Here is a 25,123-nt window from a genome sequence, read left to right on the forward strand (position 1 = left end):
TGCGGATTCTGGTAGCCTCGGGTGTATCCTTTTGTGATCGTAGTTCTACCTGTGACCCATGACCGAACTCAAGTCCCGTAAAACCCTGTTCAATCCAGAGCTAAAGAGGCGCGGCATTTACGTGCTGCCCAATTTGTTTACCACCGCGGCCTTGTTCGCTGGCTTCTTCGCCATTGTTCAGGCGATGCAGGGCGATTTCGAGCGCTCTGCCATGGCAATTTTTATTGCCATGGTGCTGGATGGCCTGGATGGCCGGGTAGCTCGACTGACCCATACCCAGTCTGCGTTTGGTGCTGAGTACGATTCGCTTTCCGATATGGTCAGCTTTGGCGCTGCGCCAGCGCTGGTCATTTACGAATGGGCGTTGCGCGACATGGGGCGCCTGGGCTGGATTGCCGCTTTCGTCTATTGCGTGGGGGCTGCCCTGCGCCTGGCGCGCTTCAATACGACGCTGGAGGTAATGGATAAGCGCTATTTTCAGGGACTGCCTTCGCCCGCTGCGGCAGCTTTGGTTGCTGGCTTGGTCTGGGTGATGATCGTCTCCGGAATCTCCGGCAGTGATGTGCGCTGGCTGGCCTGTGGGCTGACTATTTTCGCTGGCGTCACGATGATTTCAAATATTCGTTACTACAGTTTCAAGGATGTGAACTTGCGCAAGAGCGTTCCGTTTGTCGCGGTTGCAGCGATTGCGCTTGGGTTCGCCCTGGTTTCACTCAGTCCGGAGATGGCTCTGTTCGGATTTTTCCTGATTTATGGTTTGTCGGGTTATGTGCAAGCTGCGATAGGCTTGGCCAAGCGCCGGACTTAATGAGGTTGCGGAGCAAAAAATGAAACAGCATCTTGTTATTTTCGACACCACGCTGCGAGATGGCGAGCAGAGTCCCGGTGCCTCAATGACCCGGGAGGAAAAGATTCGTGTTGCCCGTCAGCTGGAAAAAATGCGGGTCGATGTCATTGAGGCCGGTTTTGCAGCGGCGTCGCCGGGTGACTTTGATTCTATTCACGCTATTGCTCAAGCCATCAAGGATTCAACCATTTGTTCGTTGGCGCGGGCCAACGAGAATGATATCCGTCGTGCGGGAGAGGCCATCAAGCCTGCCAAATCCGGGCGGATTCATACCTTTATCGCGACCTCTCCGATTCATATGGAAAAAAAGCTTCGCATGTCGCCGGATCAAGTGGTCGAGCAGGCGATTAAAGCTATCGCATGGTCACGAGAACATACGGATGATGTCGAGTTTTCGGCTGAAGATGCAGGTCGTTCAGAGATTGATTTTCTCTGCCGTATTTTCGAGGAGGTAATCAAGGCCGGTGCTACAACGATCAATGTGCCCGATACCGTTGGCTACAACATTCCTTTCCAGTACGCCGAGACCATGCGCCAACTGATTGAGCGCGTGCCGAATGCGGATAAGGTGGTCTGGTCGGTGCATTGCCACAACGATCTGGGGCTCGCCGTCTCCAATTCCCTTGCGGCTGTGCTGGTTGGCGCCCGTCAGGTTGAATGCACAATCAACGGTCTCGGCGAGCGTGCCGGTAATGCTGCGCTGGAAGAAATTGTCATGGCGGTGCGGACGCGCAGCGATGTCTTTCCGGTTGAAACCCGGGTTGATGCGACGCAGATTGTCCCGGCCTCGAAGCTGGTGTCGCAGATTACCGGCTACCCGGTGCAGCCGAACAAGGCGGTGGTTGGTGCCAATGCTTTTGCGCACGAGTCCGGAATCCATCAGGATGGCGTGCTGAAGCATCGTGAAACCTACGAAATCATGCGGGCGCAGGATGTGGGCTGGAGTCAGAACAAGCTGGTCCTTGGCAAGCATTCCGGTCGTAATGCCTTCAAGAGTCGCTTGCAGGAGCTCGGGATCGAGCTGGAGAGCGATGAAGTGATGAACGCTGCCTTTGCCCGCTTCAAGGAGCTGGCTGACCGCAAGCACGAAATCTTTGATGAAGATTTGCACGCACTGGTTTCCGACGAGGTGGTGACGCCGGATAGGGAGCATTTCAAGCTTCTCTACTCCCATGTCTGTTCCGAAACGGGCGAGATGCCGTACGCCAAAGTGATTTTGAGCGTTGGTGGCATCGAGCAGAAGGGCGAGGCGGGCGGCGGTGGTCCGGTCGATGCCACCTTCAAGGCGATCGAAGGAATCGTAAACAGCGGCGCCGAGTTGATGCTTTACTCGGTGAATGCGATTACGACAGGTACGGATGCACAAGGTGAAGTGACGACACGTCTTGCCAAGGACGGTCGCATTGTTAACGGTAACGGAGCTGATACCGACATCGTTATCGCTTCCGCCCGTTCCTATCTGAATGCGCTGAACAAGCTGCATTCTTCGTTGGACAAGGTCAAGGCGCAGGGCGACGTCTGATTATCTCTGCCGCGCAATCTCGAAAAGCCGCCTCAGCTCTGCTGGGCGGCTTTTTCTATTTTGGGTGTGCGAGTGGCGCGGATGTACAGGATGGTGGAGACGAACAGGACTGCAGCAAGCACGGTTTCGACAATGGCGAATTTCTGAATGAGTCCGTGGTCGCTGGTGGCACGCAAGGCGCCCTCCATCAAATAGAGCTGAATGAACAGGGACAGCCATTTGTAGGTGTAGCGTTTGCCGCGCAGGATGCCAAATAGCGGGACCAGCAGAAAGACCGCTTTCAGGGTCATCCATGAGCCGCCAGGCTTGAGCGGAGCCAGCCAGCCTTCCCAGGCCAGACAAAGGAAAATCAGCGCAATGAGGCTGGCGCTGGCAGAAATTTGGTAACGGGTGGCGATTGTCACGGTCAACTCAGTTTTTTGGCAAAATTTGAAAGACGCTGCCCCTGGATAAACGCCAGGCGGCTTTCCGCTTCGGTCAGCTGTGGGTTACCGTTGGCCCCGGAGACATGGCTGGGACCATATGGGGTTCCGCCGGCAGTTGTCGAGGAAAGTTCGGGTTCGGTAAAGGGCAGCCCTGTGATCAGCATGCCATGGTGAAGCAGTGGCAGCATCATCGATAACAAGGTCGATTCATTACCGCCATGCTGGCTGCCGCCAGAGGTAAAGACGCAGGCCGGCTTTCCGGACAGAGTGCCGTTTTGCCAGGTGGTAATGGTGCTGTCCCAGAAATATTTCATGGGTGCAGCCATGTTGCCGAAGCGGACAGGACTCCCCAAAGCCAGCCCCACGCATTCCGCCAGATCGGAAAGTTCAACGTAAGGTGCGCCGGCGTTTGGCACCTCAGGTTCTACGGCTTCACAGGTGGGTGACACCCGGGGCACGGTACGCAGGCGGGCCTGCATGCCGGGTACGGATTCTATGCCGCAGGCGATGCGTTCAGCCAGCGCGCGGACCGAGCCGCGGTGACTGTAATAGAGGATCAGTATGTCTTGCATGGTCGGCTATTATACGGCCCCATGCAAAACCACTCCCGATCTCATCGCGGCAATCTGAAATCGCCAAAGGGCACCGGTATCTTCCGGAGATTCCTTGAAGAGAACATGATGCAGACAAGTTCGGCGCTGGCTTTCACGACGTTGATGGCACTGGTTCCCCTCGTCACGGTGGTGCTGGCGGTGGCTGGGGCGGTTCCCTATCTGGATTTGCTGTTGGCGAGACTCGATCTGTTGATTCGCGATGCATTGCTGCCGGCGGGGGCGGCTGGATCCATCGCAGGGAGCATTGGCAAGTTTTCGCACAAGGCTCAACAATTGACCCTGGCGGGTATCGCGGTATTGGGTGTGACGGCCGTTCTGTTGATGAATACGATAGAGCGAGCGTTTAATCATCTTTGGCAGGTTCAGCCACGCCCTGTCTTGGCGCGCCTGCGGTTGTATGCCTTTGTCGTGGCGGTCTGGCCGTTTGTTTTGGGGGCAGTGGCTGGCGTGATTTCATTCGCATTGACCACATCCTTGGGTTTGTTCGATGAGCCCGCCTGGTTTCGTCGTGTGGCATTCAAGTTTGTGGCGATGCTGATGCTCGGCTTGCTTTTTTCGTTTCTTTATTATGCCGTACCGAATGTTCGTGTCTCCCGTTCGGCCGCGTTGACCGGCGGCTTGTTCGCAATGTTGGCATTCTCCGCGATGCAGAAGGTCTTTGAGTTATTTTTGGTGAAATCCGCCCTCTTGAAAAGTATTTATGGCGCATTTGCCTTCTTTCCGGTGTTTCTGGTGTGGCTGCACCTCTCGTGGGCGGTCGTACTGTTTGGTGGTCTGATCGCTGCTACCGTAAATGGTCGGGGGAAACGCTGAAAATCTCAATGGTGCTTGTCTGCTCGTCAAGGCGAGTGGCCTGCACCTCCCGAATTTCCAGATTTGCTGCTTCGAGCATGACGATAATGCGCCGCGTGTTTTCCTTCAGCAGGCCGGCGGGGAGAACGAGCGATTGCATGGGGCGTAACGGGGGGGTTGGTGGAAGGATGAGTGCCGCCACTTTGTTGGATGAGTCAATTTTGTAAGGGTGGGCAATTTCCACGGCGAATGCGCGCGGGGCGAGTACCTGCAGCCCCAATTCAATATGTTCCGGGTTTTCGGAAATAGCCCAGCGAATAATGCAGATATGCCAGGAGGGTGGCGTTTCTGCGTGCTCTCCAACCGCTTGCAAGGCGATAATGTCACCCACCTTCAGGTGATCCGTATGCCCGGATATATGCATCAGTGCGTAGCCGTCCGGACTTTCGTTGGTGACCATCCATTCGCTGCAGTTCTTCGCACTGTCGGGCGATTTCATCAGCTGCCAGAGATTGTCGAGGCCAGAGCAGAGCTTGGCGCGATACGACTGGCGTCGGCGCGGGAAACGGCGTTTGGCCGGGTGTCCCCAAAGTTGACTGAGTCGTAGCAGGACGCCCGGTCCTGTGTGCGTATCGGCGAATGATGGCAAGCCCAGTGTCTTGGCAGGTGTGCCTTGCAATAGTTCTGCTCGATGCTTTTGGGCGATTTCTGCTATCGCATCACATGAAAAATAAAGGATTCGGGCATCCGGACTGGGGCTGCGACGAATCAGTGCATGCGCAGGGAAATCCTTGTCAAGGTCTATCCAGAAAACACCTTCGCTATTGCTGGGTGGTACCTCCAGCAGCTCGATCGGTGGCGTGCAATGGCTGATGTATTTGCCGATAAATTCGAGCTCGGGTGGAGAAAACGAGGCCGGCTGGGCAATTGCTGCCAACAGGATGCCGGTATAAATCTGCTGGATGCTGGGTATGCCATGAGGTCCCGGTAGGTTTTCCAGCTCCAGCCGCCGGGTCGTCACATAGGCTGAATGGAGTTGTTGCCAGAGACCGATGGCTGTTGGCGCAGCAATCAAGTGCATGATGCGGACTTGCCAAGCAATAGCATTGATAGCTCGGCGCAGCGAGGTATGCGGGGAGTGTGGAGAACTTGGGCCCTCGGGATCGTACAAGTCGGCTAGTGTGTTGAAGTAATCTTGGGTCAAAGTTTCGAGCAAATCCAGCAAGATACGGACACGCTGCCGTAGTTTGCGTGAAATGGGCAGTGAAACTTCATATAGCCGGGGCAATTCGGCATTGGCTATTCGTTCTGCCTGCGCGTAGAGCAGATCAAGTAACTTGAGACGCTGTGCGTTGGGGATTGGCGCTTCGCGTAGCAAACGCAATTGGTGGTAGAGCTGATCGGCATCTTCGGCGCCTGAGCGTCCATGGGCGAGTGCCAACCACTCAAGAATGGTCTTGATGTTGGCTTCGGGCAGCGGTGCTGAAAGGAGTTCTGAAGAGGTGCTCATGACATTAGCAGGATAACAAATATTTACGTTTTGGCCATGAATGCGCGCTTGGGAGCGGGCGCCATCGTGCAGCGAAGAGCTATTTAAGAATTCCAGGGCAATCGCATGAATGCCAATGTCGTGAACACATAGAAAAAGTCGTTCACGATTAACAGCTTACCAAGGGGGCTGTTCACAGCCCCCTGATTTGTGTAGTTTTCTGTCTTTTTGGAGTAATCCATGGAGACTGAAGGCAGGCTGGGCGTTGCGGACGTATTTGTCGGCATTCGGGATCCACGGCAAGCGAGGAAGATCGAACATGACCTGGTGGAACTGTTGGTGATTGCCGTGTGCGGAGTCCTGGCGGGGGCTGACGACTTTGTCGAGATTGAAGAATGGGCCAAGGAGAAGTGCGACTGGTTCAGGCAGTATCTGCGCCTTGAGCATGGCATTCCCTCGCACGACACCTTCGGCCGGGTCTTTGCGGCAATTGACGCAGAAGCGTTCGGTGCAGCCTTCCGGCGCTGGGTGAGCCGCATTGCACCCAATCAGGGGAAGGACGAGGTCGTCGCCCTTGATGGCAAGACCAGCCGGCGTTCGGGAAAAGTGGATGCCACGCCGCTGCATCTGGTCAGCGCCTTTGCCGCCGGCGCTGGTCTGGTGCTGGGACAGCGTGCGACCGCCGAGAAATCGAACGAGAAGACCGCGATTCCCGAGTTGCTGGCCACCCTGGCTTTGGAAGGATGCATCGTCACCATCGACGCCATGGGTACTCAGCCAAGCATTGCGCAGGCAATTCGGGATCGGGGGGCTGATTACATCCTGTCGGTCAAGGACAACCAACTGACTTTGGCCGACTCGGTGCAGGACTTCTTTGCGGCATTCCAAGCCGCGCCCGACAAGACGCCCCACCGATTCGCCGAGGTCGTGGAGAAGGACCATGGCAGGCTGGAGGTTCGCCGCTGCTACGCCTTCGATCAACTCGACTGTCTGCATGCACCGGAACGCTGGCCGGACTTGAAGTCGTTTGCCGTGATCGCTTCGGAACGAACGATTAAAGGCAAGACAACATTGGAGCATCGCTTCTACATCAGTACTCTGCCGGCCGATGCTGTGCGTCTAAATCGCGCGGTACGCCAGCACTGGCGTGTGGAAAATAGCCTGCACTGGTGCATGGACATGGTCTTCGGTGACGACCACATGCGCGCCCGGACTGGCAATGCCGCTCATAATTTCGCGGTGATGCGACATTTCGCTTTGAATCTCATCCGCCTCGACCCCGTTAAACGCAAGGGCGGACTGAAGGTTCGCCGCCTTATCGCGGCAACCTCCGACTCCTATCGTGCTCAATTGCTCGGTCTTGTATAGGATTCATGCGATTGCCCTGTTAAGAATTCCTAAGTGGCTTGTTTTTCCTTGTTAAAGCGGTATAATTCTGGGTCTTTTTTCCAGCTAACGAAAGTATCCTCATGGTTGTTATCCGTCTTGCCCGTGGTGGCGCCAAGAAGCGTCCGTTCTACAACATGGTTGTTACCGATTCCCGCAATCGTCGTGATGGCCGTTTCGTTGAGCGTATCGGCTTCTACAACCCGGTTGCTTCCGGCAATGCAGAAGCACTGCGCGTTTCCGTTGATCGTCTGGCCTACTGGCAGAGCAATGGCGCCCAGCTGTCCCCGACCGTTGCCCGTCTGGTCAAGCAGCACGCTGCTCAGCAAGCAGCCTAAGTTTTTGTTTTGAGCAGCAACGATATCGTCGTACTGGGTCGGCTGGCCGACCCCTACGGGATTCAGGGCTGGCTTTGGTTGTACCCCTTCGGGGATGATCCACTTAGCTGGGCAGAAATGCCTGTCTGGTGGATTGCCAGAGAAGGCGAGCCGTGGCGCGAGTGCAAGCTGAAAAGCCTGAAAGCCCACAGTAACGGTGTAGTGGTGCTTTTGGATGGCGTCGCTGATCGGACTACCGCCGAATCGATGAAGGGTATTTTGGTCGGGGCGCCGCGCGAAGCATTGCCGACGACTGAAAAAAACGAGTTTTACTGGACAGACTTGGTTGGTCTGGCGGTCATCAACACCGCGGATGAGCGGCTCGGCAAGGTGGTCGGGCTGATTGAAACCGGTGCCAATGCGGTTTTGCGCGTGCTGGGTGAAGACAATGTCGAGCGCCTGTTGCCGTTTGTTTCGGCAGTGGTGCTGGCTGTCGAGAAGGAGGCCGGACAGATTCGAGTGGAGTGGGGCAGCGACTGGTGATCCGGTTTGACTGCATTACCCTGTTTCCGGAGATGTTCGCGGCAGTAACGGAAAGTGGCATTACCCGTCGGGCGCTGGAAGAGCAGCGTTGGGTGTGGCAAGGCTGGAATCCTCGTGATTTCGCTGAAAATACTTGGCGACGTGTCGATGATCGTCCCTTTGGGGGCGGGCCGGGCATGTTGATGCAGCCAGGGCCGCTGGAGAAGGCGATTGTTGCAGCCAAGGCGCAGCAGCGTGAGGCAGGGCTCGCGAAAAGCCGGGTCATCTATCTCTCGCCACAAGGCGCGCCGCTCACCCACGAACGGGTGATGCAACTGGCGAACGGTGATGAAGGGCTAATCCTTCTTTGCGGCCGTTATGAAGGAATTGACGAGCGTTTGATCGAGCGCTGTGTTGACGAAGAAATTTCGATCGGAGATTTTGTGCTTTCCGGTGGCGAGTTGCCGGCAATGGCCTTGATTGACGCCGTTGTTCGCCAGTTGCCGGGAGTGCTCGGAGATGCTGCTTCGGCGGTGGAAGATTCATTTGTCGGTGGTTTGCTGGATTGTCCGCACTACACCCGCCCGGAGGTTTACCAGGGTGAGGCGGTGCCGGGAATTTTGATGTCTGGTGACCACAAAAAAATTCGTCGCTGGCGACTGAAACAGTCGCTGGCCCGAACCCGGAAGCGCCGGCCGGATTTACTGGCGCACCGCGTGTTGAGCGCGGAAGAAACGCAACTCCTCACGGAAATTTCCGGAGAGGAGCAATGCGGTGAGTAAGCGTTTATAAAATTTAAGGATCTCACATGAACCTGATTCAACAGCTGGAACAAGAAGAAATCGCCCGCCTGGGCAAGACCATTCCTGACTTCGCGCCGGGCGACACCGTTGTCGTGCAAGTGAAGGTCAAGGAAGGTACCCGCGAGCGTCTGCAGGCTTACGAAGGCGTCGTTATCGCCAAGCGTAACCGCGGCCTGAACTCTGCTTTCACCGTTCGCAAGATATCTTCCGGTGAAGGCGTCGAGCGTACTTTCCAGTCCTATTCCCCGCTGGTCGCATCGATTGAAGTGAAGCGCCGTGGTGATGTTCGCCGTGCCAAGTTGTACTACCTGCGCGAGCGTTCTGGCAAGTCTGCACGTATCAAGGAAAAGCTGGTCCGCAAGGAAAAGCCGGTCGTTGCTGCTTAAGCGATTTTTCCGGATTGAAAAAGGGCGCCTCGGCGCCCTTTTTTATTGTTTTGATTTTTGGTCGATTTTTCCGGTTGACCATAGCGAAGTCACTTGCATGACTTCAATACGGTAGCTGTCTGAATCAGCCTTTGCAGTGATTATCAGGGTTCTTCTTGTCGTTCTCGATCAGGGCGTATGCCGAGTGATTGTGAATCGACTCAAAATTTTCTGATTCAACCACGTATGCATCCACCCGCACCTCTGCGTTGAGGCGGGCGGCGACGTCGCGGACCATGTCTTCGACGAACTTGGGATTGTCGTAGGCACGTTCGGTGACGTACTTTTCATCCGGGCGCTTGAGCAGGCCGTAGAGCTCGCAGGAGGCTTCCTGTTCGACGAGCTGGACGATTTCCTCGATCCACATGAAGTCGTTGGTACGGGCGGTCACAGTGACGTGCGAGCGTTGGTTGTGAGCGCCGTACTCCGAGATTTTCTTGGAGCAGGGGCATAGGCTGGTCACTGGCACAACCACCTTGGTCGAGGTGACGATCTCGCCTTCACAGATATCGCCAATAAAGGTGACGTCGTAGTCCATCAAGCTCTGCACGCCGGAGATCGGGGCAGTCTTGTTGATGAAGTACGGGAAGTTCATCTCGATGTGGCCGGTTTCGGCTTCGAGTTTGACCAGCATTTCGCGCAGCATGATCGGAAAATTCTCGACCGATATTTCGCGTTCGTGGCTATTCAGTATCTCCACAAAGCGCGACATGTGCGTGCCCTTGAAGTTATGGGGCAGGCCAACGTACATGTTGAACATGGCGATGGTGTGCTGCACGCCGGTAGACTTGTCCTGGACCATGATCGGGTGGCGGATGGACTTGATGCCGACCTTGTTGATGGCTATCTGGCGCGTGTCCGCAGAATTCTGGACGTCAGGGATGTTTGTGTTCGGGGGGTTCATGGGCTGTTCTTTAATGAATTATTGTGGGTTGGCCTGGACGCCGAGTTTTTGTTGAATCGCTCGTACGATGCCAACCTTGTCGAGGCCAAGTTCGGCCAGTAGCTGTCCTTGTTCGCCGTGATCGATAAAGCGGTCCGGCAGGCCAAGGCGCAAAAACTGAACCTGCACACTGCGATCTGCCAGCACGCGCTCGATTTCCGAGCCTGCACCGCCGATCACTGCATTTTCTTCGATACTGACAAGCAGGGAATGGTTCCCGGCCAGTTCAACAATCAGGTCGACATCGAGCGGCTTGATGAAGCGCATGTTGGCAACCGTCGCGTCGAGTTCGTCCCCGGCAGCGAGCGCTGCGGTGACCAGACTGCCAAAGGCAAGGATGGCAACATCCTTGCCCTGGCGGCGAATTTCGCCCTTGCCGACAGCCAGCGTATCAAGGTTCGTCGCCGGGATCTTTCCGGTACCGCCGCCGCGCGGGTAACGAACCATGCTCGGGCAATCCAGCCCGTAGGCGGTGGACAGCATCTTGCGGCATTCCGCTTCATCGGAAGGGGCCATGACCACCATGTTCGGGATGCAGGTGACGAAAGACAAGTCGAAGGTACCGTGGTGCGTGGGGCCATCGGCGCCGACCAGTCCCCCGCGGTCGACCGCAAACATGACCGGCAATTTCTGGAGCGCGACGTCGTGAACCAATTGGTCGTAGCCACGTTGCAGAAAGGTCGAATAGATGGCGACGACAGGTTTCAGGCCTTCACAGGCGAGCCCAGCGGCAAAAGTGACAGCATGCTGTTCGGCAATGCCGACATCGAAGTAGCGGTCAGCATATTCAGCCGAGAAGCGCACCATGCCTGAGCCTTCACGCATGGCCGGCGTAACGCCGATAAGTCGGGCGTCGGCCTTGGCCATATCGCACAGCCAGTCGCCGAAGACTTGTGTGTAGGTCAGCTTGGCGGGGCCCTTGGCCGACTGGATGCCATCGCAGGCGGCAAACTTGCCGACACCATGGTAGAGGATGGGGTCATTCTCAGCCAGCTTGTAGCCCTGGCCTTTTTTGGTGATGACGTGCAGGAATTTTGGGCCCTTCAGCTTCTTCAGGTTTTCCAGCGTCGGAATCAATGCGTCGAGATCGTGGCCGTCGATCGGGCCGTAATAATGAAAGCCGAATTCCTCGAACAGCGTGCCGGGGGCGATCATGCCCTTGACGTGCTCTTCGGCGCGGCGGGCCAGTTCGAGCAGCGGCGGAGCGAAGCCGAGCATGTGGCGACCGGCTTCGCGGGCGGCGTTGTAGGTCTTGCTCGACGTCAGGCGGGTCAGGATGTTGTTCAGCGCGCCAACCGGCGGCGAGATCGACATTTCGTTGTCGTTGAGAATGACCAGCATGTCGGTATCGGCAACGCCGACGTTGTTCATGGCTTCGAAGGCCATACCGGCGGACATCGCGCCGTCGCCGATGATGGCGATGGCCTTGCGGTCCTCGCCTTTGTGCTTGGCGGCTAGCGCCATGCCAAGTGCAGCGGAGATTGAAGTCGACGAATGGCCAACGCCAAAGGTGTCGTAAGGGCTTTCACTTCGCTTGGGGAAGCCGGAGACGCCACCGTGCATGCGCAGCGTGCTCATGCCTTCACGGCGGCCGGTCAGTACCTTGTGGGCATAGCACTGGTGACCGACGTCCCAGACCAGGCGGTCTTCCGGCGTGTTGAATACGGCGTGCAGGGCAATAGTCAGTTCAACCGTGCCGAGGTTGGACGACAGGTGGCCGCCCGTCTGCGACACCGATTCGATCAGGAAGGCGCGCAGTTCGGTCGCCAGTTGCGGCAACTGTTTGCGGTCCAGGCGGCGAAGATCAGCCGGGCTGTTGATGCTTTCGAGCAGGCGGGAAGCGGTCATTAGAATTGCCGATTGCAGATGAAGTCGGCCAACTGGGTAAGGCGCGTCGCGCGCTCGCCAAAGATGGACAGGGCGTCGAGGGCGTCGCTGCGCAATTCGTCGGCGTAGGCACGGGCACCTTCGAGGCCGAGCAGGCTGACGTAGGTAGGTTTGTCTGCCGCTTCGTCCTTCCCAGCGGTTTTGCCCAGCGTGGCGGTGCTCGCCGTGCAGTCGAGAATATCGTCGACGACCTGAAAGAGCAGGCCGGCACGCTTGGCGAAGCGGTCGAGGCTGGTGCGCTCTTCTGCCGAAAGCGGGTTGCCGGCCAATGCGCCGAGCAGCACGGCGGCGCGGATCAGGGCGCCGGTCTTCAGTGCGTGCATCAGTTCCAGTTCGGGCTGGTTCAGCGGCTTGCCGACCGAAGCAAGGTCAATTGCCTGACCGCCGGCCATACCGCGTGAACCGCTGGCATGGGCGAGCAGGGCAATCATTTCGAGCTGGCGGGCCGGCTCGCCCAAAGACTGGCTGGACAGCAGTTCGAAAGCCAGCGTTTGCAGGCTGTCGCCGACGAGCAGGGCGGTCGGCTCGTCGAATTCGACGTGGCAAGTTGGGCGGCCGCGGCGCAGCACATCATCGTCCATGCACGGCAGGTCGTCGTGTACGAGCGAATAGGCGTGGATCAGCTCGACGGCGCAGCCGACGATGTCGAGGTTGTTTGGCATGGCACCGGTCAGTTCACCGGCGGCGTGGGAGAGTAGTGGGCGGACGCGCTTGCCGCCGCCCAGCACGGCGTAGCGCATGGCGTCGTGCAGGCGGGCTGGAATGCAGTCATTGCCGGGCAGGTGGCGGGCGAGGGCGGATTCGGCGCGGTCTTGCGTGACGGCCATCCATTCGGCAAAGGGGAGAACGCTCACTGAGCCTCCAGAGTACTACGGTCAACTTCCTTGAATTCGCCGTTTTCGAGCATGCGGATTTGCTCGTCGGCGTCGGCGAGCTGGGTCTGGCAATGCTTCATCAGTTCCATGCCGCGGCGATAGGCGGCGATGGAGGCATCGAGTTCGAGTTTGCCGCCTTCCATGCTGGAGACGATGTTTTCAAGCTCGGCGAGCGCCGTCTCGAATTTCATGTCGGCGATGGGCTTTGTGGCCATGTCAAAGGCGTTCAAGGAAACACGCGAAAATACTCTATCAAGGGGCGCTTGGTCAAATATCGGGGTAAAATAACTACCCCTTTTTAACCCCCGCTGGAGGCTTGGAATGTCCGACTTGGCGACTTTGTCCCGGTTGGCCCCCGCAGTTTCCCAACTGCCGGTGGACTGGTATTTCGACGAGAAGATTTTTGAGCTGGAGAAAAAGCTCATCTTCGATGCCGGCCCAGGCTATGTCGGTCACCAGTTGATGGTGCCGGAAGCGGGGGATTACCGTTCGCTCGAGTGGAAGGATCACGGCCAGATGCTGCTCAACGGTGGCGGCGAGGGGCCGAACGCCGGCCACTGGCAGATGTCGAACGTCTGTCGTCATCGCCAGGCGATCATGCTGCAGGGTTCCGGTCAGTTGAGCGGGCCGATTGTCTGTCCGATTCATCGCTGGACCTACGATACGGGTGGTCATTTGATCGGCGCGCCGCATTTTCCGCAAAACCCTTGTCTGAATCTGAACAAGGCGAAGCTGGAGAACTGGAACGGCCTGCTCTTCAAGGGGCCGCGCTCGGCCAATGTCGATCTGGCCGGCATGAAAGTGGCGCCGGCGCTGGATTTCACCGGCTACAAGCTTGATCACGTCGAGATGCACGCGTGCAATTACAACTGGAAGACCTTCATCGAGGTTTATCTGGAGGATTACCACGTGGGGCCATATCATCCCGGTCTCGGTAATTTCGTCACCTGCGACGACTTGACTTGGCAATTTGGTGACTGGTATTCCGTACAGCGGGTTGGTGTGACGTCGTTACAGAAATCCGGCTCGAAGGCTTATGAGCGTTGGCAGAAGGCGGTTCGCGACATTTACGGCGCGGAGGGCAAGACGCCGGAGCATGGCGCCATCTGGCTGACTTATTTTCCGAACATCATGGTCGAGTGGTATCCGCATGTGCTGGTCGTGTCGACACTGATTCCTCAAGGGCCGAACAAGACGCTGAATGTCGTCGAATTCTACTATCCCGAGGACATCGTCGATTTCGAGCGCGATTTCATCGAGGCCGAACGCGCCGCCTACATGGAAACGGCGATTGAGGATGATGACATTGGCGAACGCATGGACCGCGGTCGCTATGCGCTGATGAAGGAAGGGCGCAACGAAGTCGGGCCGTATCAGAGCCCGATGGAAGATGGCATGCAGCACTTCCACGAGTTTTATCGACGGGTCATGCAGTCGGCCATCGATACACGCTGAATATTTCAAATTCCGGCTTTTTTTCCGGTTGACCGCAGCAAGGCTGTTTCGAAGGCGTCGATGTAAAATTCGGCGCCTTTTTCATTTAAATTATCGAGTCGTCGCCTGATGCAATCGTTGTGGATGATCGCCGCCAGTTTCCTGTTCGCCTGCATGGGCGTCTGCGTCAAGATGGCCGCGCAGACGCATTCGGCGGTGGAGATCACCTTTTACCGAAGCTTCATTTCGCTGATTTTGATGTTCGCGCTGGTTCGCGTGCGTGGCGTCTCGCTGACAACGCCGCACTGGCGCTGGCAAATTACGCGGGGTGCCGTTGGATTTACTGCGCTGTTTGCCTATTTTTACGCGATCACGCTTCTGCCGCTAGCGACTGCGGTGACGCTGAACTACACCTCGGCTATCTTTCTGGCGCTCTATCTGGGCTTTGCCGGCATGCAACTGGGCAAGGGCATGCTGGGGGCTTTGGCACTTGGCCTGATCGGCGTGATCTTGCTGCTGAAGCCGACCATGCATGCCGATCAGTTGGTCGGTGGCCTGATCGGCCTGGGCTCCGGCGTGATGGCCGGCATGGCCTATTTCAGCGTACGCCAGCTTGGGGCGCGGGGTGAGTCGGAGATTCGCACGGTGTTCTATTTCTCGCTGGTGTCTTCGGTAGGTGCCGGTGCCTGGCTGATTTTCAGCGACCTTCACGGCGTCGATCTGAAGAGTGGTCTGCTATTGCTCGGTGTCGCCTGTTTTGCCACGCTGGCACAGCTGGCCATGACGCGAGCCTATTCTCGCGGCAAGACGCTGATGTCGGCCGCGCTGGCCTACAGTACGGTGATCTTTTCCAGCCTGTTCGGCATGCTGTTCTGGAGCGAGGTGCTGGACGCATCGGCGTGGGCAGCGATCGGGCTGATTATTCTGTCAGGCATCGCAGCCACGCACTTTTCCCGCGCCAGCCCGGTGGAACAGGATTAAACTTTCTGCAGACAATACCAACAACGGAGCAAAACCATGATCGTCGTCGACAACCAACCGAGCCGCGTTAACGTTTCAGTGTTCGGCGAATTCACTTTGGCCGATTACAAGGAATTCGAAGAAGTCGTCAATTTCAAGGCTAAATTCGAAGGGCCGGTTGATCTCTGTTTTGACTTGACCCAGATGGCCGGTCTGACGCTGGATGTGGCGTGGGAAGACATCAAGTTTTACCGCGCCCATGCCAACGATTTCAAGCGCGTTGCGGTGGTGACCGACAGCCAGTGGGTGACGTGGAGCGCTTGGTTGTCGCAGACCTTCGTCAAGGCCGACGTCGAAGTTTTCGCTAGTGCCGACGAAGCGAAGGCCTGGCTGGACTGACCAGGCATGAGCTACACGACGCTGGTTGATGTGGCGACCTTGCAGGCGCATGTCGATGATCCGGCCTGGCTGATCGTTGATGTTCGTCACCAACTGGCCGACACGGGCTACGGCGAGCGTGTTTACGCCGAGAGCCATATTCCAGGCGCGGTCTTTCTGCATTGCGACCGCGATCTGTCCGGGCCGATCACTGGCAGCAATGGCCGTCATCCGCTGCCTGATCCGGAAAAACTGGCAAAACGGCTGGGTGAAATCGGTATCGGTGCAGCGACGCAGGTGGTGGTTTATGACGATGCACAGGGCATGATTGCCGGGCGTCTGTGGTGGCTGCTGCGCTGGCTGGGGCATGACCAAGTTGCGCTGCTGGATGGTGGCCTGCAGGCGTGGCAGGCGGCGGGCGGCGCGATGACGAATGTGGTGCCGACCTTGTTGCCCAGTGTTTTCGTACCCAGCCGGCAAGCACGCCTGGTTGACGCCGATTTCGTGCTCGAACACATCGAAACGCCGCACATGCATCTGGTTGACGGGCGTGGTGCGGACCGATTTCGGGGCGAAAATGAAACCATCGATCCGGTCGGCGGCCATATTCCCGGCGCAGTCAACCGCTTCTTCAAGGACAACCTGTTGCCGGACGGCCGCTTCAAGCCGGCTGCCGAATTGCGCGCCGAATGGCTGGCAATTCTGGCTGGGGCACTACCCGATCAGGTGGTGCATCAATGTGGCTCAGGCGTGTCGGCCTGCCTGAACATGGTAGCCATGGAGATTGCCGGTTTGCCAGGCTCAAAGCTTTATGCCGGATCGTGGAGCGAGTGGTGTGCTGATTGCGGCAGGCCGGTCGCGCGTTGAGCGCTGACTGCTGACACGGGATCGACTGGTGTAAAAACTGCCGCTCGATCAGGTGGAAAGTGGCATTAAAAATTTTGTTTTTGGCGCTTTTTTCCAGTTGACCGTAGCAAGCGCCAACCCGGGCTTCTGCCGTGCTCAGAAGCCCGATTGGCCGTTGGTGCCTGGCTTTGACCAAGCGCCAACCGCTCTCACGCTTCGTTAAAACTCCTCCCATTCGTCTTCTTGCATCTTGCCGCTCGACAATGCATGAATCGGCGCCTTGGGGCGATTTTCGGAGAGACTGGGCTTGCTGGCGCGCAGTGATGGTGTCGGGGCTGCCAGACGCGCTTGGCCTCGCTCCGGCGCACCGGGCAATTTGAATCGACTCAAGGTTTCAGCCTGTATCCGTGCCTGCTCTTCCAGCGACTCGGCTGCCGCGGCAGCTTGTTCGACCAGGGCGGCGTTTTGCTGGGTAACTTCGTCCATCTGCCCGATGGCTATCGTGACCTGATCAATGCCAGAGCTCTGCTCCTTGCTGGCATCGGCGATGTCGGTGATCAGCTTGGTCAGTTTCTCGAAGGATTGCACCATCCCGCCCATGATTTCGCCGGTATCGCGAACCAGCGAGACGCCGCCGTCAACTTTTTCCACGGATTCGGAAATCAGCTGGCGAATTTCCTTGGCGGCCACGCTACTGCGCTGCGCCAGATTGCGCACCTCAGTGGCCACCACGGCGAAACCGCGGCCCTGTTCGCCCGCCCGGGCAGCCTCGACCGCGGCATTGAGCGCCAGGATATTGGTCTGGAAGGCAATGCTGTCGATGACCCCGATAATGTCGGCGATCTTGCGCGAGCTGCTCTGGATATCGCCCATGGTCTCCACAACCTGGCTGACCATCGCCCCTGAGCGCGTGGCAAATTCATTGGAGCTTGCCGCCAGTAGATTGGCCTGAGAGGCATTCTCGGCGTTCTGGCGAACCGTGGCGTTCAGTTGCTCCATGGAGCTGGAGGTTTCTTCCAGGCTGCTGGCTTGCTCCTCGGTACGGCGCGATAGATCCGAATTGCCGACAGAAATTTCCTGGGCGGCCAGATTGATTGAATCGCCAGCGGACTTGATTTGCTCGATGATCGTTTTCAGGCTATTGACGGTGGCGTTGGTATCGGTCTTGAGCTCTCCGAAGACGCCACCGAAATCGGAGCTAATTTCCTTCGTCAAATCACCGCTAGCGATGGCAGAAAGAACGCTGGAAAGTTCGCCCAATGCCGACTGCCCATTGCTCAGCAGTTGATTGATCAGCTGCTCCATTTGCGCGAAGAACTGTTCCTTGCTGTCCAGATTGAGGCGAACCGAGAAATCGCCTTCAGCGGCTTGCTGGATGACCGTCGTCAGCAGTTTTTCGGCATTGAGCTGGTCGGTGATGTCCTGCCACTCGCCCACCGAACCGAGGCGTTCACCACTGGCATTGATCACCGGCGTGGTTGTCACCCGATAGATTCGACTGCCCAGCTGCATCTGCGTCTGCACGCTGCAGGAGAGCTGACGCAGGCGTTCAACCGCCGCCTTCGGGTCCGGATAAAGCATGCTGACGTTGTAGCCGATAATCGCCTCCGGATTGAAGTCCGGGTCCATCTTGCGGAAGGCAGCTGCGTCGGTCTGGAAGGTTTTCTGCAGCGCGTGGTTAACGTAGAGAATCACGCCGTCATTGCTGGCGATGCGAACATTGGTCGAGACACTATCAAGGCCGATTTTGATCCGGGTCATTTCGTCGGCCTGACGCTTGGCTTCAGTGACTTCAAATCCCATGCGGTTCTGCATGCTTTCCAGGCCCTGAAGGACGCGACCCAGCTCGTCGTTGGCCGAGATTTCGATGGAGGAGTTGTAATGCCCGCTGGACAGCGCACGCAAGCTGGAGAGCGCCGCAGACAGCCGACCGGTCAGGACGGTACGGGAGATCCAGGCCATGGCCAGGGCGAGGATGACAACCACCAGCAGGCTGGCCAACATCAGGCTGATATAGAGTCGCCGCGAGACTTGGTCAAACTCTTCGAGATAGGTGCCACCACCAATCAGCATGTTCCATTTGGGAAGACTCTGGAAGGCCACCACCTTGTCGCGTGCTGAGGTCTCGCCCAGCTCGCTGTTCTGCCAAGGATAGTGAATGATCCCTTCACGCCGTTCCAGCATTTCTCGAATGAACGCATGACCGCTGGCATCTTTGGCATCAAGAATATTGCTGCCCTCTTTGGCCGGATGAACGATCAGATCGCCCTGATGTTTTCCGGGCTGGGTATCCAGCACGTAGATATAGCCGGTTTGCCCAAGTTTGACGGCCTTGATTCGCTCGCGCAGGGTGCTCATTTCTTCGGAGATGAAGTAGCCAATGCCAAAGGCACCGATGACTTTGCCATTTTCATCCTTGATCGGCTTGAGGGCAGAGACTCTATCCTTGCCCTGGCTGGACGTTCGGCCAAGGTAGGTGCTACCGGCGAGGAGCTTTGCTGTAGCGGGGCTTTCCTTGTCCAGTACCGTGTTGACGACACGCTCGCCCTTGTCATTTTTTTGCGAGGTGGCAATGCGCACGAACTCGTCGCCGCGACGGACTAGGACTGTTGCAGTCGGACCGTGTGCAATCCTGGCAAAGGCATCCTCTTCATCGAACTGGCCATTGACCGCGGTCTTGTTGTGGCGCAGAACAGAAATAGCATCCTTGCTGTCATCGAGCGTAAATGTTCCAGGGTAACGCGCTGCATAGATATCCAGCAGGCGACTCGATTCACGCTCGACGGCATCGAAGGTGGATGCCATCATGGCGTGCACAAGCTGCACCTGCTGCTTCAATTCCTGTTCGCCCGACGCCCCCAGGGTCTGGGTGATCTGGTGGCCGATGAAGGTGACCGTTGCGACCATCACGGCAACCAGGAGCGCTACGCTGGGCAAGAGGAAACGCAATGAAATCGGAAGATCGGCAAGGCGCCGGCGTGCACGCGCCCAGGGGCTGCCGCTGACGATTTGGCCGTGAACGATGGCTTGTCCGGATGCTTTTTTGTCGCGGAACGCCTGATATCCCTTGGCGGCGGCATCAATGGCAGCCTGCGAAGCCTTGCGCCTGACGGACAGGTAGCCAGTAATCTGGCCATCTTCCCAGACCGGGGATGCGTGGGCTTCAACCCAGTAATAATCGCCATTCTTGCAGCGATTCTTGACCAGCCCGACCCAGGGTCGCCCATCTTTCAGGTTGCGCCAGAAGTCCGCGAATGCTTCTTCCGGCATATCGGGATGCCGAACGATGTTATGTGGTTGACCAAGCAACTCAATCTCACTGAAGCCGCTGATCTCAATGAAATCCTTGTTGATGTAGGTAATCTGGCCCTTCAGATCGGTTTTTGAAACAATCCGGTGATGCTCTGAAATCTGTACTTCTCGGCTGGTAACGGGGAGATTTGTACGCATTTTAATGGCTTTTCTGGTGAGGATAGGCGATGACGTCAGGCAGATTTGCCGTCGGTGATTGCACTTTGGACCAACGGGGTCGGCCATTGCCAACGAGCTTCCCATCGAATTTGCTGTGACAATCTACTTAAATATTAAAAATAAAACAAATGGAATTATTGGTGTTCGGTGAGAGCCCTGATTTTTCGCTTCGTAGTCCATGTTAGCGGTGTCTGGCCTGAAATAGCTAATATAAATCAAGGGTAGCCAACTTGTTGAGTGCCCAGGCTACATGTTCACGCACAAGTTCCGATGAATGATCAATTTTCATTTTTAGCGCTTTTTTGGCGTTGACCGTGGGCGTGCCGTTTCCCAGCGCTACGGCAATATTGCGCAGCCAGCGCTCGTGCCCGATCCGGCGAATCGGATTTCCGGCCAGTCGATGCTCGAATTCCTGCTCGGTCCACGCGAACAGATCGATTAGCGTCGCGCTATCCAGTCCATGGCGTGGTGAAAATTCCGGGTCGCCCAGTTGGGCGAAGCGGTTCCACGGGCAGCATAGCTGGCAGTCGTCGCAACCGTAGATGCGGTTGCCAATCAGGGAACGGAACTCTTCCGGGATGGCGCCGGCGAGTTCGATGGTCAAATAGCTGATGCAGCGCCGGGCATCGACCTTGTAGGGGGCGACGATGGCATTGGTCGGACAGGCATCGATGCAGGCCGTGCAGGTGCCACAGTGTTCCTCGATAGGTTCGTCCGGCGGCAGGGGCAGGTCGGTATAGATGTCGCCCAGAAAGCGCCATGAACCCTGCTTCGAGAGCAGCAACGTGTGCTTGCCGCGCCAGCCGAGACCGGCCTGACGGGCGAACTCAACTTCCATCACCGGCGCCGAATCGGAAAACACGCGGTACCCGAAGGGGCCGGTCAGGTCAGCGATTGCATCGGCCAGCTTTTGTAACCGGGAGCGTATCAGCTTGTGATAATCACGCCCCTGGGCATAGCGGGAAATGGCTGCGTGATCCTGCTGTTCCTCGGTTTTTCGATGAGGCAGGTAGTCGATTGCAAGGCTGATGACGGTTAGCGTTCCCGGATGCAACTGCTGTGGGTCGGCGCGCAATTCGGCATGGCGGGCCATATAATCCATCTCGCCGTGGCAGCCTGCCGCCAGCCATTCCCGCATTTTTTCAACCGCCGGGCCGGGCTCGGCCCGTGCAACGCCGACGGCAGCAAAGCCGAGTTTTTTGCCGGCCTCGCGGATTTTTTCCTTGAGTGCCGCGTAATCCACCGTGGAGTCCTGATCGTGCATAGCCCCGATGTTACCGCCGTTTTCGAATTGCCCGACGAGGCTGCAACCCAGCGTCTGGGCGAAATGCTGGCGCCGCAATTACAGCCCGGGCTGGTGATTTTCCTTGAAGGCGACCTCGGCGCAGGTAAAACCACGGTGTCGCGGGCAATGATTCGGGCACTTGGTCATGTTGGTCCGGTGAAAAGTCCGACCTATTCACTGGTTGAAGTTTACGTAATTTCGAGCTTATACTTATATCACTTTGATTTTTATCGTTTCGAGTCACCAGAGGAGTTTCTCGATGCGGGCTTTGATGAATATTTTAATGACGCTTCAATCTGCCTGGTCGAATGGCCGGAGCGGGCTGCTGGCTGCGTTCCGTCGCCAGACCTGCGGTTGCGTATTCATCATGCAGGTGTCGGGCGTGTCCTCGAAGCCGTGGCAGATTCACCGAAAGGGCAGGCATGTCTAAACACGCTCATCTCAGCCATGGCCGCCGCCAGCTCCTCCGTTATGCCGGCGCCTCGCTGATCCTCTCTGTCACGCCGCTGGCCGGCGCTGCCGCCAGACTGCCGTCCATTCTCGCTGTACGCATCTGGCCGGCTGCCGACTACACGCGTGTGACCCTCGAGCACGACGGCCCCCTAAAATTCACGCATTTCCTGATCGAAAATCCGGATCGTCTGGTGGTGGACATTGAAGGGGTGGAGTTCAACAGCGTGCTGGACAGCCTTTCCCGCAAGCTGACGACGGATGACCCCAATATCAAGTTGTTACGTGCCGGTCGTTTCAAGCCAGGCGTCGTGCGCCTGGTCATGGAGCTCAAGACCAAGGTCAATCCACAGGTCTTTACGCTTGATCCGGCTGGCGATTATGGGCACCGTCTGGTGCTTGATGTCTATCCGGTCAATCCACCCGATCCGATGATGGCGCTGCTCGAAGGCCGCAAGGAGGCCGTTGAGCCGCCCAAAAACGAGCAGGATTTCCAGATCGTTGAAAAAAAGACGGATGATCTGATTGCCAAACAGGCGGAAAACAAGCCGCTTGAAGCCCCTGAAGTGCACACCAGCAAGAAATCGGGCAAGCCCATTGTTGATCGTCTGGTTACGATCACCCTCGATCCCGGTCACGGTGGCGAGGATCCCGGCGCCATTGGCAAGGCCGGCAGTTACGAAAAAAATGTCACGCTTGAAGTTGCCCGCCGCCTCAAAGCCCGGATTGATGCCGAGCCCAACATGCGTGCTGTGCTGACCCGTGATTCCGATTTCTTCGTGCCCTTGCAAATGCGAGTACAGAAGGCGCGGCGCGTGCAGTCCGATCTTTTTCTGTCGATCCATGCTGACGGCTGGATCAGGCCGGATGCACATGGTTCCTCCGTTTTTGTCCTTTCGGAAAAAGGGGCGTCCAGTACACAGGCGCGCCTGCTTGCCCAGCGCGAAAATCGGGCGGACCTGATTGGTGGCGTCAATCTTGGTGCCAAGGATCTGTTTCTCGCCCGTACGCTACTCGATCTTTCGCAGACGGCCACCATCAACGATAGCCTGAAACTGGGCAAATACCTGCTCGGCGAAATCGGCGCGATCAATTCCCTGCACAAGGCCAGTGTCGAGCAGGCCGGCTTTGCTGTGCTCAAGGCACCGGATATTCCCTCGGCGCTGATCGAGACGGCCTTTATCTCGAACCCGGAGGAGGAGGCTCGCCTGAATGACGACGCCTATCAGGAAAAGCTGGCGGGAGCGATTGTCCGTGGCGTCAGGCAATATTTCATCAAGCATCCGCCCGGGCCCAAATCAAAGCTTGCTGCGCTGGGCTAAAAAAGCTCGATTTCGCCTTTTGCGATTTCCTTGATCGCCACTTCGCCGGTGGCGACCAGTTTTTCATAGCAATCGACGCGATTCCGTCCGTGGCGCTTTGCGTAATAAAGCGCTTCGTCGGCACGGTCGATAACATCGGTCGGCGTATCTTTCGGACGGAGCGCACTGAAGCCGATGCTGACGGTGACATGGCCTACCCGGCTGAATGCCTGGCGTTCAACATTTTTACGGAAGCGTTCCAGCGTGGCGAGCGCAAATTGCTCTTCGGTTGGTTGCAACAAGGCAATGAACTCCTCGCCACCGAAGCGAAACAATTGGTCATCGAAGCGGAAGGACTGGCGCATTTCTTGGGCCAGCATGATCAAAACCTCGTCGCCGATCAGGTGTCCGAAGTTGTCGTTGACCTGCTTGAAGTGGTCAATGTCGCACACCGCCAACCAGTGGCAGGCGTTTTCACCTGCGCCGCCGCGTCGTCTGCTTTCTGCGCCACCACCTAACATTTCATCGCTGGTTGCCTTGCCGAGCAATTCGAAAAGATGCTTGTCGAAGGTCTTGCGGCTGGCCAGCCCGGTCAGGGTATCCGCTTCGCCATAGTCAAGCAGCGAGATATGGTTGCCAAAATATTCGATGAGCCCCATCAGGGTGACTCTCTGATCGGCTGAAAACTCATCGGAGAGGTTCAGTTCGATCAAATAGATAGGTTCGTCCAGTCGAATGACCGGGAAAACAATGCGATGCGAACCATCTTCGAGAAAATCGATGACAGCAGAACCCTCTTTGCGGCACCGATTGAGCAACGGGTCGCGTTCAATCGGATGGCAGTATCGGTGGTCGGGCAGGTAGGCGTTACGCAGGAACTGACCATTGGGTCCTGCTCCGGCACAGGCGAATACCACGGCTTTTTTGTTGCCCGCGTAGCTACGATAGATAGTGAGCTTTTGCGGATGAAAGAGGTCAAGCAGTGCGTCAACCATGGCCGAATTGATTTCGGTTCGGTCGCGGCGCGCCGAAATCTGGACTACGTGGCTGATCAGTTCGAGCATCGAAAGCTACTATGGGTGATTTTGTTAAACCCGTTGATTATAACAATAAGCTGATGCTGAATTTCGCATGGTGCAGTACCTGGTGGGTAGTAAAGCCTATCTTCACGTATCCGCTGAGTGCCTTAGGTCGTTATAATTCAACGTTTTTCCTGTCAGTTTCCCCATGCGCGTCTTTCGCGGCCACTCGCGTCCTGTTCCTGCTCCAGTTGTGCTCGCCATCGGCAATTTCGATGGCGTTCATCTTGGGCATGTCGCCTTGGTGAAACGTTTGGCTGAGGTGGCTGAAAATACTCAATTGGCACCAACCGTGTTGACTTTTGAGCCCCATCCTCGCGAATTTTTTGCGCCCGCGTCGGCGCCAGCCCGTTTGACGACTTTACGCGAAAAGCTGGAGCTGCTGGGTGAGTCAGGCGCACGCCAGGCCATGATTTGCCCGTTCAATGCCAGTTTCGCCGCCTTGTCAGCCGACGAGTTTATCGACCAGGTGCTGGTTCGTGGCTGTCAGGTGCGGCATTTGATTATTGGCGACGATTTTCGCTTCGGTCGTGGCCGGACTGGCGATTTTACGCTTTTGCAGGAGGCCGGCCGGCGCTTCGGCTTTGCCGTTGAGGCGATGGGCAGCGTGATGCTGGACGGTGTGCGTGTTTCCAGTTCGGCGATTCGCCAGGCGCTGCTTGCCGGTGACATGGCGCATGCGGCACGCCTGTTGGGGCGACCGTACATTATGGATGGCCAAGTCTCACATGGCCAGAAGCTGGGGCGGCAGATCGGTTTTGCCACGGCCAACCTGCGTATCAAGCACAATCCATTGCCGATGAGCGGCGTCTTTGCCGTTGAGGTCAGTGGGCTAGGGGCCAAGCCGCTGCCCGGCGTTGCCAACCTCGGTATTCGCCCGACCGTGGACGGGACTCGGCCACTACTGGAAGTGCATCTCTTCGATTTCGACCGCGATATCTATGGCGCGCACATCTCTGTTCGTTTCGTCCACAAGTTGCGCAACGAACAACGGTTTCCCAATATTGACGCCCTCAAGGCGCAGATCGCAGCGGATGCTGCGAATGCCCGGGCTTTTTTCGAGCTGTGAGCA

At 57.1% G+C, this 25,123-nt stretch carries 25 protein-coding genes and 3 pseudogenes; 15 read left to right on the forward strand and 13 right to left on the reverse strand.

What is annotated here, in order from left to right:
• Positions 1 to 58 precede the first annotated feature (58 nt).
• Both pssA and IPJ12_17555 read left to right on the forward strand, forming a co-directional pair.
• Positions 59 to 808: a CDP-diacylglycerol--serine O-phosphatidyltransferase gene (gene pssA, locus IPJ12_17550; GenBank protein MBK7648903.1), complete on the forward strand. Its 750-nt coding sequence runs from the start codon at positions 59 to 61 to the stop codon at positions 806 to 808.
• Between the two features lie 19 nt (positions 809 to 827).
• A complete protein-coding gene (locus tag IPJ12_17555; protein MBK7648904.1) occupies positions 828 to 2,369 on the forward strand; it encodes a 2-isopropylmalate synthase in 1,542 nt (513 codons plus the stop codon).
• 32 nt (positions 2,370 to 2,401) lie between these two features.
• On the opposite strand, the gene IPJ12_17560 is transcribed toward IPJ12_17555, so the two are convergent.
• Complete coding sequence (locus IPJ12_17560; GenBank protein ID MBK7648905.1) at positions 2,402 to 2,767, reverse strand: DUF2069 domain-containing protein; 366 nt, start codon at positions 2,765 to 2,767, stop codon at positions 2,402 to 2,404.
• A gap of 8 nt (positions 2,768 to 2,775) precedes the next feature.
• Positions 2,776 to 3,366, reverse strand: coding sequence for an NAD(P)H:quinone oxidoreductase (gene wrbA / locus IPJ12_17565; protein MBK7648906.1), 591 nt, complete (start codon positions 3,364 to 3,366; stop codon positions 2,776 to 2,778).
• A 105-nt stretch (positions 3,367 to 3,471) separates the two neighbouring features.
• On the opposite strand from wrbA, the gene IPJ12_17570 reads away from it, so the two are divergent.
• Positions 3,472 to 4,221 (forward strand): YihY family inner membrane protein, encoded by a 750-nt coding sequence (locus tag IPJ12_17570; protein MBK7648907.1) that lies wholly within the window; start codon positions 3,472 to 3,474, stop codon positions 4,219 to 4,221.
• Here IPJ12_17570 and IPJ12_17575 read toward each other — a convergent pair.
• Positions 4,193 to 5,710 carry a hypothetical protein gene (locus IPJ12_17575; protein MBK7648908.1) on the reverse strand — a complete coding sequence of 506 codons (1,518 nt, stop codon included), beginning with the start codon at positions 5,708 to 5,710 and terminating at the stop codon, positions 4,193 to 4,195. The genes IPJ12_17570 and IPJ12_17575 overlap by 29 nt on opposite strands.
• A 219-nt stretch (positions 5,711 to 5,929) precedes the next feature.
• On the opposite strand from IPJ12_17575, the gene IPJ12_17580 reads away from it, so the two are divergent.
• From IPJ12_17580 to rplS, 5 genes are all read left to right on the forward strand, one after another.
• Positions 5,930 to 7,057 (forward strand): ISAs1 family transposase, encoded by a 1,128-nt coding sequence (locus IPJ12_17580; GenBank protein MBK7648909.1) that lies wholly within the window; start codon positions 5,930 to 5,932, stop codon positions 7,055 to 7,057.
• A 101-nt stretch (positions 7,058 to 7,158) separates the two neighbouring features.
• A complete protein-coding gene (rpsP, locus tag IPJ12_17585; GenBank protein ID MBK7648910.1) occupies positions 7,159 to 7,413 on the forward strand; it encodes a 30S ribosomal protein S16 in 255 nt (84 codons plus the stop codon).
• 9 nt (positions 7,414 to 7,422) lie between these two features.
• Positions 7,423 to 7,935 carry a ribosome maturation factor RimM gene (gene rimM, locus IPJ12_17590; GenBank protein ID MBK7648911.1) on the forward strand — a complete coding sequence of 171 codons (513 nt, stop codon included), beginning with the start codon at positions 7,423 to 7,425 and terminating at the stop codon, positions 7,933 to 7,935.
• A complete protein-coding gene (gene trmD, locus IPJ12_17595; GenBank protein ID MBK7648912.1) occupies positions 7,935 to 8,696 on the forward strand; it encodes a tRNA (guanosine(37)-N1)-methyltransferase TrmD in 762 nt (253 codons plus the stop codon). The genes rimM and trmD overlap by 1 nt, the downstream gene beginning before the upstream one ends.
• 26 nt (positions 8,697 to 8,722) lie before the next feature.
• Entirely contained in the window at positions 8,723 to 9,103 is a 381-nt protein-coding gene (gene rplS, locus IPJ12_17600) for a 50S ribosomal protein L19 (protein MBK7648913.1), read from the forward strand.
• 124 nt (positions 9,104 to 9,227) lie between these two features.
• Here rplS and IPJ12_17605 read toward each other — a convergent pair whose 3' ends face one another.
• From IPJ12_17605 to xseB, 4 genes are read right to left on the reverse strand one after another with little or no spacing between them, the layout of a single operon-like run.
• Positions 9,228 to 10,046 carry a GTP cyclohydrolase I FolE2 gene (locus IPJ12_17605; GenBank protein ID MBK7648914.1) on the reverse strand — a complete coding sequence of 273 codons (819 nt, stop codon included), beginning with the start codon at positions 10,044 to 10,046 and terminating at the stop codon, positions 9,228 to 9,230.
• An 18-nt stretch (positions 10,047 to 10,064) separates the two neighbouring features.
• A complete protein-coding gene (dxs, locus tag IPJ12_17610) occupies positions 10,065 to 11,933 on the reverse strand; it encodes a 1-deoxy-D-xylulose-5-phosphate synthase (protein ID MBK7648915.1) in 1,869 nt (622 codons plus the stop codon).
• Entirely contained in the window at positions 11,933 to 12,799 is an 867-nt protein-coding gene (locus IPJ12_17615) for a polyprenyl synthetase family protein (GenBank protein MBK7648916.1), read from the reverse strand. Before IPJ12_17615 ends, dxs begins: the two co-directional genes overlap by 1 nt.
• Before the next feature lie 23 nt (positions 12,800 to 12,822).
• Positions 12,823 to 13,062 carry an exodeoxyribonuclease VII small subunit gene (gene xseB / locus IPJ12_17620; GenBank protein ID MBK7648917.1) on the reverse strand — a complete coding sequence of 80 codons (240 nt, stop codon included), beginning with the start codon at positions 13,060 to 13,062 and terminating at the stop codon, positions 12,823 to 12,825.
• A gap of 106 nt (positions 13,063 to 13,168) precedes the next feature.
• Here xseB and IPJ12_17625 point away from each other — a divergent pair, with 106 nt between their 5' ends.
• The 4 genes from IPJ12_17625 to IPJ12_17640 all read left to right on the forward strand — a co-directional run bounded on the left by IPJ12_17625 (position 13,169) and on the right by IPJ12_17640 (position 16,486).
• Positions 13,169 to 14,302: an aromatic ring-hydroxylating dioxygenase subunit alpha gene (locus IPJ12_17625; GenBank protein MBK7648918.1), complete on the forward strand. Its 1,134-nt coding sequence runs from the start codon at positions 13,169 to 13,171 to the stop codon at positions 14,300 to 14,302.
• 108 nt (positions 14,303 to 14,410) lie between these two features.
• The gene (locus IPJ12_17630) at positions 14,411 to 15,262 is read left to right on the forward strand and encodes a DMT family transporter (GenBank protein MBK7648919.1); all 852 of its coding nucleotides are present in this window, start codon (positions 14,411 to 14,413) and stop codon (positions 15,260 to 15,262) included.
• A 36-nt stretch (positions 15,263 to 15,298) separates the two neighbouring features.
• Positions 15,299 to 15,640, forward strand: coding sequence for an STAS/SEC14 domain-containing protein (locus tag IPJ12_17635; protein ID MBK7648920.1), 342 nt, complete (start codon positions 15,299 to 15,301; stop codon positions 15,638 to 15,640).
• A gap of 6 nt (positions 15,641 to 15,646) precedes the next feature.
• On the forward strand, positions 15,647 to 16,486 hold the full coding sequence (locus IPJ12_17640) for a sulfurtransferase (protein MBK7648921.1): 840 nt from the start codon (positions 15,647 to 15,649) through the stop codon (positions 16,484 to 16,486).
• A gap of 198 nt (positions 16,487 to 16,684) precedes the next feature.
• Here the strand turns inward: IPJ12_17640 and IPJ12_17645 are convergent, their stop codons facing one another.
• The 5 genes and pseudogenes from IPJ12_17645 to queG all read right to left on the reverse strand — a co-directional run bounded on the left by IPJ12_17645 (position 16,685) and on the right by queG (position 21,200).
• Positions 16,685 to 17,770, reverse strand: a complete 1,086-nt coding sequence (locus IPJ12_17645; GenBank protein MBK7648922.1) for a hypothetical protein — start codon at positions 17,768 to 17,770, stop codon at positions 16,685 to 16,687.
• A 105-nt stretch (positions 17,771 to 17,875) separates the two neighbouring features.
• A pseudogene (locus IPJ12_17650) lies at positions 17,876 to 18,280 on the reverse strand (PAS domain-containing protein).
• 201 nt (positions 18,281 to 18,481) lie between these two features.
• Positions 18,482 to 19,372: pseudogene (locus tag IPJ12_17655) on the reverse strand (Cache 3/Cache 2 fusion domain-containing protein).
• Positions 19,373 to 19,468: 96 nt separating this feature from the next.
• Positions 19,469 to 19,915, reverse strand: a pseudogene (locus tag IPJ12_17660) (PAS domain-containing protein).
• 226 nt (positions 19,916 to 20,141) lie between these two features.
• A complete protein-coding gene (gene queG, locus IPJ12_17665; protein MBK7648923.1) occupies positions 20,142 to 21,200 on the reverse strand; it encodes a tRNA epoxyqueuosine(34) reductase QueG in 1,059 nt (352 codons plus the stop codon).
• On the opposite strand from queG, the gene tsaE reads away from it, so the two are divergent.
• On the forward strand, positions 21,192 to 21,710 hold the full coding sequence (gene tsaE / locus IPJ12_17670) for a tRNA (adenosine(37)-N6)-threonylcarbamoyltransferase complex ATPase subunit type 1 TsaE (protein ID MBK7648924.1): 519 nt from the start codon (positions 21,192 to 21,194) through the stop codon (positions 21,708 to 21,710). The two genes, queG and tsaE, sit on opposite strands and share 9 nt — an antisense overlap.
• Complete coding sequence (locus IPJ12_17675) at positions 21,644 to 22,993, forward strand: N-acetylmuramoyl-L-alanine amidase (GenBank protein ID MBK7648925.1); 1,350 nt, start codon at positions 21,644 to 21,646, stop codon at positions 22,991 to 22,993. The genes tsaE and IPJ12_17675 overlap by 67 nt, the downstream gene beginning before the upstream one ends.
• On the opposite strand, the gene IPJ12_17680 is transcribed toward IPJ12_17675, so the two are convergent.
• Positions 22,990 to 24,036, reverse strand: coding sequence for a GGDEF domain-containing protein (locus IPJ12_17680; GenBank protein MBK7648926.1), 1,047 nt, complete (start codon positions 24,034 to 24,036; stop codon positions 22,990 to 22,992). The genes IPJ12_17675 and IPJ12_17680 overlap by 4 nt on opposite strands.
• Positions 24,037 to 24,199: 163 nt before the next feature.
• Between IPJ12_17680 and IPJ12_17685 the strand changes: the two genes are divergently transcribed.
• Positions 24,200 to 25,120 carry a bifunctional riboflavin kinase/FAD synthetase gene (locus IPJ12_17685; protein MBK7648927.1) on the forward strand — a complete coding sequence of 307 codons (921 nt, stop codon included), beginning with the start codon at positions 24,200 to 24,202 and terminating at the stop codon, positions 25,118 to 25,120.
• Positions 25,121 to 25,123: the final 3 nt, after the last annotated feature.

The organism is Betaproteobacteria bacterium (assembly GCA_016709965.1).
GTDB classification, from domain to species: domain Bacteria; phylum Pseudomonadota; class Gammaproteobacteria; order Burkholderiales; family Rhodocyclaceae; genus Azonexus; species Azonexus amarohabitans.